Origin of the sequence: Qaidamihabitans albus, assembly GCF_016464705.1 — a bacterium.
Lineage (GTDB): Bacteria > Actinomycetota > Actinomycetes > Mycobacteriales > Pseudonocardiaceae > Qaidamihabitans > Qaidamihabitans albus.
This window is the reverse complement of record NZ_JAEHOB010000014.1, coordinates 15443-27814: the sequence shown is the minus strand read 5'-3', so window position 1 is coordinate 27814 and position 12372 is coordinate 15443. Positions and strand designations below refer to the sequence as shown.

Below are 12372 nucleotides of genomic sequence, written 5' to 3'. Positions count from 1 at the left end.
CCGACCCGGCTGGACACTCACGAGCCGGCGGGCACGATCTCCAGCAGCGGGAACATGAGAGTGCGCACGACGCGCGCCAGCCGCAGCCCCGCGGGGGCGAGCAGCCGTTCGATCTCGTCGAGCGAGCGCAGCCCGCCGCCCGCCATGGTGAGCAGAATGAGGTCGTAGAGCTTGCCGGCGTTCAGGTCGTCACCGGGCTCGGCGACCGGCTCCAGCAGCAGCAGCCTGCTGTCGGGCCGCATGGCCGCGCTCAGGTTGCCCAGCAGCACACCGGCCTGCTCGTCGTCCCAGTGGTAGAGCACGCGCTTGAGCAGGTACGCGTCGGCGCCCGGGGGGATCTCGTCGAAGAAGCTGCCACCGACGACCGTGCACCGGTCGAGCACGCCCTCGGCCGCGAGCACCCGCTCGGCACCGGCGACCACGTGCGGCAGGTCGAGCAGGGTCGCGCGCGTGCCATGGAACCGGCGCAGGATCCCGGCGAGGAACGCGCCGTTGCCACCTCCGGTGTCCACGAGTGTGCGCACGCTGCCCCAGCCGTCGTAGGCCGGCAGGATCGTGCGCAGCTCGAGGCGGGTCGCGGCGCGCTGCGTGCCGTCGAACCGCTCGCTCTCCTCGGGCCGCTCGGCCATGTGCTCCCAGTAGCCCTGCCCGTGTACGTGCTCGAACGCCGAGCCGCCCGTGCGCACGCTCACGTCCAGCCGCGCCCACGCCTCGATGTCGGCGGGGATCAGCGGGTACGCCTCGCGCATCGAGAGCGGGTGGTCCTCGCGCAGCGGTTCGGACAACGGGGTGTTGCCGAACGTGCGGGGTTCCACCTCGGTGAACACCCCTCTGGCCGCGAGGGCGCGCAGCAGCCGAAGCAGCGAGCGCGGCTGGGCGCCCACCGCGGTGGCGATGTCGTCGACGTCGCGCGGCCCCGTGGCCAGTTCGTCGGCGATGCGCAGCTCGCACGCAACGCGCACCGCGAAGGGCACGACGATGTCGGCCAACTCCGTCAGGCGCAGCACCGAGGGCACGTCGAAGCGCGGGGCCGCCCGCCGCGCCCCGCGTGCCTCACTCCCGGCCGGCGAGCTCACCGCGCTCGGCCAGGTTGTCGACGACGTGCTGCTCGACGTGGTCCACGGTGGTGATCGAGCGGGCCACCTCCTCGTCGATGGGCGGGAGGTCGAACTCGTCCTCGAGCGTGAACGCCAGCTCCAGCAGCGACAGCGAGTGGAACGAGAGGTCCTCCACCAGCCGCAGCTCGCTGCGCACCTCGTCGCCGCCTTCGGGCGCGACCTCGGCGATGATGCCGCGGATCGTCTGGCGGACCTCCTCCTCGGAGCGTTCCTCTGCGACCGCTTCCGTCATCTCGTGCCCTCCGTCGCGTGCAGACTCCTTGCCATTGGCCTGCACGCTAGGGTTGGGCCCGCCGCTTCGGCAACGTGCCCCGCACACCGCACCCCGAGAATGTCCACTCAGGACGACTCGACGGCGTGCACCGGTAGCCTGCGCAGCCCGCGCACCACGGGATGCCGGCGCACACGCGGCCTGCCACGGCGCCGCGGGGCCGAAGCAGCAGGCAGGATGCGCTCGGCCTCGCCGGCCCTCGCCAGCGCGGCGACCCGGTCGAGCAGCGTCTCCAGCACGATCCTGGCCTCCAGCCTCGCGAGCTGGGTGCCGAGGCAGAAGTGGATGCCGGTGCCGAAGCCGAGGTGTTCGCGGGCGGGCCTGCCGGGCAGGAACCGGTCGGGCTCGGCGAACCGCTCGGGGTCGCGGTTGGCCGACCCCTGCAACAGCAGCACGCGTGCGCCCGAGGGCACGCGGGCCGAGCCGATGTCGTACTCCGTCAGCGCCAGCCGCCACACCGCCTGCACGGGCGCGTCGAACCGCAGCGTCTCCTCGACGGCGGGCCCGATCAGGTCACGGTCGGCGCGTACCCGCTCGGCCTGCTCGGGATGGTCCAGCAGGGCCAGGCACAGGTTGGTGATCAGGTTGGTCGTCGTCTCGTTGCCCGCGATGAGCAGCAGGGTGCAGAACGCCTCCATCTCCCTGCTGGTGAGTTCTTCGCGGCGGGTGAGGCGGCTGATCAGGTCGTCGCCGGGGTCGGCCTTGCGGTCGGCCACGGTCTCGGCGAAGAACCGGCCCATCTCCCACGAGGCGACGGCGATCTCGCGGGGCGGCATGTTCAGCCCGCCGATCGTGGCGTCCGACCACCGTTTGAAGTCGTCCCGGCGCTGCGGGGGCACGCCGAGCAGCTCCGCGATGATCGTGATGGGCAGCGGGCCCGCGACGTCGCGGACGAGGTCCGCCTCGCCCGCGCGGGAGGCCGCGAGCAGCCCGTCGACGAGTTGCTCGGTGACCGCGCGCACGCGGCCTTCCAGCGCGCGCATCGTTGCCGCGTCGAAGAACCGGTTGACCGCCTTGCGCAGCGCGGTGTGCTCGGGCGGGTCGGAGTTGAGCAGGAACCGCGCGCCGTCGGGTGAACCGCCGGGCGGCGCCGACGAGAGCACGTCGTGGGCGCGGAACCCCGCCGAGACGTGCTCGTGGGTGCTCACCAGCCATGCGTTGAGCTCGGGCGAGTACACGGCGCCGCCGGCCGCGCGCAGCCGCGCGTAGTACGGGTACGGGTCGGCGGCCACGCTCGGGTGGAAGAGGTGCTCGGTGGCGCTGTTCGTCGTGCTGATCGTCGCCTCCCGGGTGCGTGTGGTCACCAGGTCAGTGAGGGGTCGATCTCACCGACCCGCGTGGCGCCGAGCACCTTGACCGACTCTCGCGCCGTCGTCGCGTGCTGGGTCAGCGTGTGCACGTCCCGCAGCCTGCGCTCGATCGGAGCTCCGATGTAGACACCGGAGCTTCCGGCCAGTGTGTGCGCGGTGTCGACGACTCTGGTGACGGCGGCGGCGATGTGGTGACAGCCGCCGCGCACCAGCGCCCGTTCCTCCACGCTGGGCACAGTGCCTTTCCCGGCATGCGCGTGCAGCAGCCCGGCGAGCCGGTGCAGCAGCGCGCGGGCGGCCTCGGCCTCCAGCAGCGCGGCACCGACACGGTCCTGGAACACGGGGGAGTCGGCGAGCTTGCGCGGGCTGAACGACGGCCGCCTCCCGCCGGTGGCCAGTTCGAGGACGTCCTCGACGGCGCCCGCGGCGATGCCGACCCCGGACGCGGCGACGACCATGCCGCTGTACTCCACGGCGGGCACGCGGTAGGCGGGCCGGTCCAGTGTCGGCGACGAGCCGCTGAGCACGGCGGTCCGCTCGGCGGGGCAGTCCAGGCGGTGCGCGACGACGTCGTGGCTGCCGGTACCGCACAGTCCGGTGGCGTTCCACGTGTCGAGCACCGTGTACTCGGCGGGCCACAGCAGGGCCATCCTGGTGGCCGGTACCCCGCCGGAGCCCTCCGGGACGCCTGGGCCGAACGCGACACACTGGCCGTAGAACCACGACGCGTGCCCGATCCCGGTGGCGAACGGCCACCTCCCCGAGACCCGCCACGCGTGCTCCGCCTTGCGCGCCTTGCCCTTCGGTGCCGCCGCGCCGGCTCCCACGACGTCGCAGCCCGCCGCGTAGACGGTGTCGATGGTCTCGCGCGGGAACCGCGACAGCACGACCTGGGCCATGGCCGCCTGCCCGACCGTCCAGCCGACCGCCCCGTCGGCCCTCGCGAGCTCAGCCACGACGCCGAGCACGTCGGGCAGTGGCAGCTCGTCGCCGCCGTGCTCGCGCGGGGCCGCCATGCGCAGGCAGCCGGAGGCAGCCAGGTCCTTGAGCAGCTCGCCGGGCACCTGTCGTTCCCGCTCGGTGCGCTCGGCGCACCGGGTGACGTCCCCGGCGAGTTCGCGGGCGCGTTCCTCGGTCGTGCTCGCCATGTCCCTCCCTAGGCCGGTGCCGGACTCGTGTGCTGGCAGCCAGGTGCCGGTCAGCCGGGTGCCGTGCTCACCGCGGGGGACCGGGCCGGGTCCCGCCACGGCAGCCGCGCGTTGCCCGCTCCCCGGTAGCGTTCCCGCAGCGTCGTCTCCGCGGGGTCGTAGGACGTGCGGAAGACGCCGCGCCGCTGCAGCTCGGGCACCAGCAGGTCGCAGATGTCGTCGATGCCGCTGGAAGGAGGGAACGGAACGAGGTTGAACCCGTCCACGTCGGAGACCTCCTGCCAGCGTTGCATCTGGTCGGCCACCTCGCCGGCCGAGCCGAAGAGCATGAACCGCCCGCCGCGCATCGGAAGGTGGACGGTCGACACCGTCCGGCGGGCGTCGCCGACCGTCCACTCCCTGCCCGGGTCGGTGCGCCGCACCGCGTCGAGCGCGCTGCGCGTGCCCTGCACGGGAAGCTCGGACAATGGCATGTCCTCCGGGTAACCGGCGAGGTCGATGCCGGTCCAGCCGCACCACTTCGCGAGCCTGCCCTCCGCGCTGTGGAAGCGTTCCATGAGTGCGAGCCGGGCCTTGGCCTGCTCGGTGGTCGCGCCCACCACCACGGGCATCCCTTGCAGCACGGTGACCGAGCGGGGGTCGCGGCCCGCGTCGGCGACCCTGCGGCGCAGGTCGGCGACCACCTCCGCGCCGCGGCGCGGTTCGGCGAGCGTCACGAACACCACCTCCGCGTGCTCGGCGGCGAACCGCAGGCCGCGTTCGGACGTTCCCGCCTGGTAGAGCACCGGCGTCCGCTGCGGGCTCGGCGCGCACTGATGCGGTCCGCGGACGTCGTACCAGCGGCCGTGGTGGTCGATCTGGCGCACGCGGTCGGGATCGGTGAACACGCCGGCCTCGCGGTCGACGCGCACGGCGTCCTCGTCCCAGCTGCGTTCCCACAATGCCCTCGCCACCGCGAGATACTCGTCGGCGCGGTCGTACCGTTCGTCGTGCGGCAAGAACTCGCCGAGCCCGTTGTCGCTGGCCGAGCGCAGGTACGACGTGACGACGTTCCACGCGATCCGGCCCCGCGTCAGGTGGTCAAGTGTGGAAAATGCACGGGCACACAGGTACGGCGGGTGGTACGTGGTCGAGTACGTGACGGCGAACCCGAGCCGCTCGGTGACGGCGGCGAGCGCGGGGATCAGCAGCACCGGATCGATCGAGGGGAGCGCGACGCCGTCGCGCGCCGCCGTGGCCCACGAGCCGCCGTACACGTCGTAGGTGCCGTGCACGTCGGCGAAGAACAGGGCGTCGAAACACGCCTCCTCCAGCCGCCGCGCCACGCCCGTCCAGTACTCGAGGCTGCCGTGGCCCTCGGCGGTGCGATCGCCCGGGTCGCGCCACAGGCCCTCGAAGGACGGAACCGGGGCACACTCGGTGAACAGGTTCAGATGCACCGCGCGAGCGTAACGGCGGCGGCGGTGCGGCCCCGCCGGATCGTGAACGCGGCACCGGCACTCAGCCGACGACCGCGGACAGCGGCACCGACGGCGTGCGGGCGACGAGTGCCGCGGTGGCGAGATAACGGCGCAGCAAGGTCGCCGGCAGCCCCTGCGGGAAGCGGTTCGCCGCCGCCATCAGCACCACCCGCATGCCCTCGCCGACCGGCACGATCCCGAGTTCGAGGCCGAACCTGCCGCCGACGCCCTCCGGCACGAGCGCCTCGGCCTCGACCGGCCCCGCGGGCACCCTGCCCACCCGGTCCGTGATCATCTGGAAGACCACCTCGTCCGCGCGTGCGGGCCCGGCCGCGTCGCCGGGGCGTGGCACGAGGTGGTAGGGCACCTCCTGGTGCCGCACGGCGCCGCTGACTGTGGTGTGGACCTCGCGCAACAGGTCCGCGAACGTGCCGGTGCGGGGTATGCGGGCGCGCAGCACGAGCATGTTGGCGAGGAAGCCGACCGTGCCCTCGGTCTCGGGCCTGCCGCGGTTGGCGAAGATCGACGAGACGGTGAGGTCCCGGTGCCCGGTCGTGGCGTGCAGCACGGTGTAGTGGATGGCCAGCAGCACCGTGAACAGCGTCGTGGAATGCGTGCGGGCGACGGCGCGAAGCGCATCGGTGAGCCCGGTGCCGAGCTCACCGGTCAGCCGGCCGCCGGGATCGGCGCCGCCGCTGGGATGCGGCAGCTCCGTGAACCACACGCCGCGCAGCCGGTCCGTCCAGTAGCCGAGCTGCTCCGCGACGGCGGGGGAGGCGAACCGCTCCCGCTGCCACCGCGCGAACCGCCGGTAGGTCCAGGCCGGGGCGGGCGGTCCGGCCTCGCCGCTCGCCAGCTCGGCAAGGCGGTGGAACAGCAGCGCGGACGACGCCGTGTCGGTGCACAGGTGGTGGACGTTGAGGCTCAGCACGTGGTCGGTGGCGGCGACACGCCACAACGTCGCGCGCGTCGGCCACACCGTGGGGTCGATCGGGCGAGCGGACTCCTCCGCGACGGCCTCCGTGAGCGCTGCCTCCGGATCGGCCGCGCCGTCGAGCTCGACGACCCGCAGCGGGACGGGCGCAGGTGGGTGCACGACCTGGCGCAGCCGGTGACCGGCTCCGTCGAACGTCGTTCGCAGCGTCTCGTGCTCGGCGACGAGCCGGTCGAGCGCCGCCCGCCACCGGTCCAGGGGCAGCGGCCCACGCAGCCGGGCGAGCACGGGGACGTTGAGTACCGACTTGTCGCTGCTGTGCCGCGCCAGCGCCCACAGCATGCGCTGGCCGAGTGAGGCTGACGCGGTCTGCACCCCTTCGGCGGGGGGAGGGGCCGTGGACTGGTTGCCGGTGACCTGGTTCATGCGGGCGAACGTAGCCGTGATGCCAGGGCGGACGCGAAGGGCGCGCTCGTGGTTGTTTGTCGCCGTCTCGCGCGCGCGGACATCATGCCCGCATGGCACGTTTGCAGGTTCGTGGCGAGCTCGAGTCCGTCCTGGACTGGAGCTACGAGCCAACGCACCCGTCGCTGCGCACCCTGTACGAGCGGGCGAAGAGCGCGCAGTGGAGCGCGGAGCACGACATCGACTGGTCCATCGAGGTGCCCTTCGGGGAGCCGCTGCCGGAGACGTCGTGGTTCTCCGTGGCGGCGTTCTCATCATCCCCGCTGGCGCGCGGCGGGAAGCCGATGTGGGACATGTTCCAGTGGGAGCTGCAGTCGTGGATGGTGTCGCAGTTCCTGCACGGGGAGCAAGGTGCGCTCGTCGTCGCAGGCAGGCTCGCCGCGACCATGCCGGACCTGGAGAGCAAGTACTGTGCCGCGAGCCAGGCCGTCGACGAGGCACGGCATGCCGAGGTGTTCTCCCGTTACCTGCGGGAGAACGTGCCCGAGCCGTACCCGATCTCGCCGTCGCTGCGCACCCTGCTCACCGACATCCTCGGCGACGAGCGCTGGGACGTCACCGCGCTGGGCATGCAGATCCTGGTCGAGGCGCTCGCCATGGCCGCGTTCCGGCTCGCCGACCGGACGTTCCACGACGGGCTGATCCGCTCGATCGTGCGGCTCGTGGCGCGGGACGAGGCGAGGCATGTCTCGTTCGGCGTGCTGTCGCTGGAAGGCATCTACGGTGAGCTGACCGCGGCGGAGCTGGCCGAACGCGAGGAGCTCGTGCTGGAGGGGGCCGCGCTGATGCGCAGGCGGTTCCTGCTGGAGGACGTGTGGGAGCGGCTCGAGGTGGACACGGCGGAGGGGGTGACGTTCGCGGCAGGCCACGAGCTGATGGTGGCCTACCGGCAGGCGATCTTCGCCCGGGTGGTGACCTCGCTCGGCCGGATCGGGCTGATGACGCCGGCCGTCCACGATGGGCTGTCCAAGCTGGACCTGCTCGGCTACTCCTCCGGCCGGGCGGCGGCCGTCGGTCTTGGCGCGCGTCGATGACCGGGGGCAACGGCGGCTCGCTCGGTGACGCGGCGCGGGCTCAGGCCCTCGCGGCGCGGCTGTTCACGGCGAGCCTCGGGGCGGGCGAGCTGATGACCGTCTACCTCGGCATCAAGCTCGGCCTGTACGCGGCACTGCGGAACACGCCCGCGTCGGCCGCCGAGCTGGCCGAGCGGGCCGGCGTCGCGTCCCGGTACGCCCGCGAGTGGCTGGAGCAGCAGGCGGCGGCCGGCTTCCTCGACGTCGACGACCCGTTGCTGGACCCGGCGGGCCGCCGGTACACGCTGCCCGGCGGGCATGCCGAGGCACTGCTCGACGGCGACAGCCCGTTTGCGGTGGCCCCGCTGACACTGATGCCGGTCGGGGGCATGGGCGCGGTGCTGCCGCTGCTGCTCGACGCCTACCGCAGCGGCGAGGGAGTGCCCTACGGGGCGTACGGCGCCGACTTCCGGGGCGGGCAAGCCGGGTTGAACGAGCACGTTTTCCGCGCGCAGCTTCCGGGCTGGATCCGGAGGGCACTGCCGGACGTACACGATGTGCTGCGCCGTGACGGTGCGTGCCTTGCCGACGTCGCCTGTGGCACCGGCCGGTCGAGCCTCGCGCTCGCCGCGGCGTACCCGGGCCTTCAGGTCAGTGGTTTCGACCTCGACGAGCCGTCGATCGGCCTCGCCCGCGCCGCCACGCGGGAGGACGGGGTGGCCGACCGGGTGCGGTTCGAAGTCGCCGATGTCGCGCGACTGCGGCGAGAGCGGTGCTACGACGTCGTGACCGTTTTCGACGCACTGCACGACATGCCGGACCCGGTCGCCGTGCTGGCCGGCTGCCGGCGCATGCTCGCACCGGGTGGGACCTTGCTGCTCATGGAACCGCGAGTCCGCGAGGAGTTCCACGCGCCCTCGGACGAGACCGAGCGGTTCTTCTACACCGTGAGCTTGCTGCACTGCCTTCCCGTCGGTCTCGCCGAGACACCTTCGGTGGCCACCGGGACGATGATCCGCCCGGAGCGGGTACGCCGGTACGCGGCGGCCGCCGGGTTCACCGACGTGCGGATCGTGGACGTGGCCCACCGGTTCCACCGCCTGTACCGGCTGGCGTGACCGCGAGCTCGTGCGGCTCACGTGGCGCGCACGGTGACCGGCAGCCGCGACAGCGACCGGAAGGACGTGCTGTGCCTGCGCTGCCGCTCACCCGCGGGCTCGATGTCCCGGAACCGCCGCGCCAGCCGGTCGAACGCGATGCGACCCTCCATGCGGGCGAGTGCCGCGCCGAGGCACAGGTGCGCGCCACCGCCGAAACTCACGTGGGGGTTGGGGCGCCTGGCCACGTCGAGCCGATCCGGGTCGGCGAACGCGCGCTCGTCCCGGTTCGCCGATCCGAGCAGCAGCACGAGCAGCCTGCCCGACCGGATGGCGTGCCCGTGCACGGTCATCGGCTCGCGGACCAGCCGCGCCGCCGCCTGGATCGGCGCGTCGAAGCGGAGGAACTCCTCGACGGCGGACGGTACGAGTGCGGGGTCGGCACGCAGCCGACGCAGCTCGTCCGGAGTGTCGAGCAACGCCGCGACACCGTTGGCGAGCAGGTTCATCGTCGTCTCGAACCCGGCGAAGAACAGGAACACCACGTTGTCCACCACCTCGTCGAGGTCGAGGCGGATGCCGTCGGCGTCCGGTTCGAGCAGATGCGAGAGCACGTCGTCACCCGGGCTCCGGCGACGGTCGGCCGCGAGCGCGCCGACGTACTCCCGGAGCCACGTCACGGCGACGTGGGTCGCCGCTCGGTCGTCGTCCGCGACGACGAGGCCGAACCCGCGCGCGAGGTCGACGGCGTGCGGACGGATCAGCGCGCGGTCGGCCGCCGGGATGCCGATCAGCTCGCACACGACACTGACCGGCAGCGGGAACGCGAGCTCCTCCACCACGTCGAGGCTGCCCCGGTCCAGAGCGGGAACGAGGAAGTCGTCGACGAGCGCACCGATCCGGTCGGTGAGCGCGCGGACGGCGGCAGGCCGGAACGCCCGGTGCATGGCCTTGCGCAGCCGGGTGTGCGCGGGAGGATCGCGGTCGAGCAGGATCCGGGAGAAGAACGACACCGCGGGGCCGTCGCCTACGGAAAGCCGGTGATACTCGGGCGGGTACTCCGAGCTCAGCCGGGGGTCCGCGAGGAAGGCGGCGACATCTTCGTGCCGCGTCAGCACCCACTGGCCCGTCCCGCCCCTGCACACCGGGCCGTACTCACGCAGCCTCGCGTAGACCGCGTACGGATCGTCCAAGACGGCGGGATCGTGCGAGTCGAAGCGAGGCAGACTGCTACGCCGGGCCGGGCTCATGCGCCGACAGTAGGAAGGCGCACGGGGACGGACAAGCCGAGCCGCCCGGCGTCGAGGCAACGCGTCGCCGGAAAAACCTTGGAGGGACAACGAGTATGCAGGCACAGCAGATCGCGGAGGACTTGCGCGGCACGGTCGCCGTGGTGACGGGCGCACTGCGCGGCCTGGGCAGGGAGACCGCCGGCGCGCTCGCCGCGAGAGGAGCGCATGTCGTGCTCGCCGGCCGCGACCAGCGGCGCGGCGCCGAAGCCGTCGCCGAACTGTCTACTCCGGAGGTAGCCGGCGAGGTGTCGTTCGAGCACCTCGACACGGCGTCGATGCGCAGTGCCGCGGACTGCGCCGACCGGTTGACACGGCGGCTGCCGGCCGTGGACCTCGTCGTCGCCAACGCCGGAATCATGGCCGTGCCGTTCGCGCGGAGCGTGGACGGATTCGAGCTCCAGCTCGCGACCAACTACCTCGGCCACTTCGTGCTGATCGAGCGGCTGCTGCCGGCGTTGCTGGCGGCACCGAGGGGCCGCGTGGTGACGGTGACGACGAGCGCACCCGTGCTGCGCCCGATTCGCTGGAACGACCCGAACTTCGACGAGGGCGACTACGACCCGTTCCATGCGTACGGGCAGAGCAAGTCGGCCGCGGTGCTGCACGCGGCCGGGCTGCACCAGCGGTTCGGCGAGGACGGGCTCGTCGCGGTGTCGGTCGCCCCCGGCGTCGCCGTGACCGACCTCGGTAAGCACCTGACCCGCGACCAGATCAAGCACCTGATGTCCCTCGTGCCACGGGATCGCGAACAGCGAAGGCGGATGCGCCCGCGCACGCCTGCCGAGGGCGCGGAGCAGATCGTGTGGGCGGCGACGGGCGAAGCGGCCGCGGAGGGCTCCGGCGGGTTCTGCGAGGACCTCGCCGTGCATCCGCGCCCCGCCGAGGCGGGAGGGCCGGACTCGCCGGAGCAGCTGCGGGAGCTGTCCCGGCGGTTGGTCGCCACCGTCGTCGGCGAGGGTGTTCCGGACTGATGGACACCTCGCCGCGCCTGCCGTACAAAGTCCGGCATACCACCGTGCGGGCCACCGCACCGGCCATTGTGGAAGGAGGGGAGCCGATGGCCGCAGAGCTGCCGGTCGTGCCGTTTCGCCGGCCCCGGGGTATCGACCCGTCACCGGAACTGTTCGAGCTGCATGACCGCGGCCGCGTGATCGAGGTGGGGGTCGGCGAGGACGGCCTGACCGGCTACCTCGTCACCGGCTACGACGACGTGCGGACGTTGCTCGTCGACTCGCGCCTGCGCGCGCCGGGTTCGGTGGGGGAACGGGCGATTCCCTACGGCGTGCCGCCCGTGTTCACGCAGGCGGGGCTGCTGTCCATGGACGGCCCGGAGCACGCGCGGTTGCGGCGGATCATCGGGCCGACCTTCACGGCGAAGCGGGTGGAGCGGCTGCGCCCCCGCGTCCAGGCGGTGGTGGACCGGCTGCTGGACGGGGTCGTCGCTGCGGGGAAGCCCGCCGACCTGCACACCCTCCTGGCCCTGCCGCTGCCGATGGAGGTCAGCTGCGAGCTGCTCGGCGTCCCGATGGACGACAGGGGCAAGTTCGTCGAGTGGTCCGGCGACCTGCTGATGTCGCCGGACGGCGACCCGGCCAAACCGGCGGCGGCGTGGCAGAACATTGCGTCCTACCTCGGCGAGATGCTCGGGCGGCGCAAGGCCGAGCCCGCCGACGACTTCCTCACCGACCTGGCAGGCAAGCTCGACGGCGAGGACGGGCTCACGCTGCACGAGGCGACGATGCTGGCCGCGGGCACGCTCGTCGCCGGATACGAGACCACGACCGTGGAGATCGAGTACTCGGTGGTCGTGCTGCTGCGCCATCCCGAGCAGTACAAGGCGCTGCGCGAGGACCCCGGGCTCGCGGCGGGCGCGGCCGAGGAGGTGTTCCGGCTGTACCCGCCCGGCGTCGGCACGTCGGGGCACCAGCGCTGGGCCGCGACCGACATCCAGCTCGGCGACGTCACGATCCCGAAGGACAGCTTCGTGTTGCTGTGCTTCGCCTCCGCCGCGCTGGACCCGGAGCGGTTCGGACCGGACCCGGAGCGGTTCGACATCACCCGGCGTTCCAACCCGCACATGGTGTTCGGCTTCGGCCCGCACCACTGTGTCGGTGCGACACTGGCCCGCCTGGAACTGGAGACGCTGCTCGCGACATTGCCGCGGCGGTTCCCGGACCTGGCGCTCGCCGTGCCGGAGGAGCGGCTGCGGATCCGCAGCCACGTGATGACGGGCGGGTACCTCGAACTGCCCGTGACCTGGTGAG

Annotated in this window: 11 protein-coding genes; 4 read left to right on the top strand and 7 right to left on the bottom strand. The window is 72.7% G+C overall.

Annotated elements, in window-relative coordinates:
* Positions 1-17: 17 nt before the first annotated feature.
* The 6 genes from JAP66_RS23795 to JAP66_RS23770 all read right to left on the bottom strand — a co-directional run bounded on the left by JAP66_RS23795 (position 18) and on the right by JAP66_RS23770 (position 6667).
* A complete protein-coding gene (locus tag JAP66_RS23795) occupies positions 18-1076 on the bottom strand; it encodes a methyltransferase (protein WP_199434063.1) in 1059 nt (352 codons plus the stop codon).
* The gene (locus tag JAP66_RS23790; protein WP_199434062.1) at positions 1054-1350 is read right to left on the bottom strand and encodes an acyl carrier protein; all 297 of its coding nucleotides are present in this window, start codon (positions 1348-1350) and stop codon (positions 1054-1056) included. Before JAP66_RS23790 ends, JAP66_RS23795 begins: the two co-directional genes overlap by 23 nt.
* A gap of 107 nt (positions 1351-1457) precedes the next feature.
* Entirely contained in the window at positions 1458-2693 is a 1236-nt protein-coding gene (locus tag JAP66_RS33025) for a cytochrome P450 (protein ID WP_199434061.1), read from the bottom strand.
* Positions 2690-3847, bottom strand: coding sequence for an acyl-CoA dehydrogenase family protein (locus tag JAP66_RS23780; RefSeq protein ID WP_199434060.1), 1158 nt, complete (start codon positions 3845-3847; stop codon positions 2690-2692). Before JAP66_RS23780 ends, JAP66_RS33025 begins: the two co-directional genes overlap by 4 nt.
* Positions 3848-3897: 50 nt before the next feature.
* Positions 3898-5286 (bottom strand): LLM class flavin-dependent oxidoreductase, encoded by a 1389-nt coding sequence (locus tag JAP66_RS23775; protein WP_199434059.1) that lies wholly within the window; start codon positions 5284-5286, stop codon positions 3898-3900.
* A gap of 61 nt (positions 5287-5347) precedes the next feature.
* Entirely contained in the window at positions 5348-6667 is a 1320-nt protein-coding gene (locus JAP66_RS23770; RefSeq protein WP_199434058.1) for a condensation domain-containing protein, read from the bottom strand.
* A 92-nt stretch (positions 6668-6759) separates the two neighbouring features.
* On the opposite strand from JAP66_RS23770, the gene JAP66_RS23765 reads away from it, so the two are divergent.
* On the top strand, positions 6760-7740 hold the full coding sequence (locus JAP66_RS23765; protein WP_199434057.1) for a ferritin-like domain-containing protein: 981 nt from the start codon (positions 6760-6762) through the stop codon (positions 7738-7740).
* The gene (locus JAP66_RS23760) at positions 7737-8837 is read left to right on the top strand and encodes a methyltransferase domain-containing protein (protein ID WP_199434056.1); all 1101 of its coding nucleotides are present in this window, start codon (positions 7737-7739) and stop codon (positions 8835-8837) included. The genes JAP66_RS23765 and JAP66_RS23760 overlap by 4 nt, the downstream gene beginning before the upstream one ends.
* A 17-nt stretch (positions 8838-8854) precedes the next feature.
* Here JAP66_RS23760 and JAP66_RS23755 read toward each other — a convergent pair whose 3' ends face one another.
* The gene (locus JAP66_RS23755; protein ID WP_199434055.1) at positions 8855-10066 is read right to left on the bottom strand and encodes a cytochrome P450; all 1212 of its coding nucleotides are present in this window, start codon (positions 10064-10066) and stop codon (positions 8855-8857) included.
* A gap of 95 nt (positions 10067-10161) precedes the next feature.
* Here JAP66_RS23755 and JAP66_RS23750 point away from each other — a divergent pair, with 95 nt between their 5' ends.
* Both JAP66_RS23750 and JAP66_RS23745 read left to right on the top strand, forming a co-directional pair.
* Positions 10162-11079: an SDR family NAD(P)-dependent oxidoreductase gene (locus JAP66_RS23750; RefSeq protein ID WP_199434054.1), complete on the top strand. Its 918-nt coding sequence runs from the start codon at positions 10162-10164 to the stop codon at positions 11077-11079.
* 86 nt (positions 11080-11165) lie between these two features.
* On the top strand, positions 11166-12371 hold the full coding sequence (locus tag JAP66_RS23745; RefSeq protein WP_199434053.1) for a cytochrome P450: 1206 nt from the start codon (positions 11166-11168) through the stop codon (positions 12369-12371).
* The last annotated feature ends 1 nt before the right edge of the window (position 12372 follow it).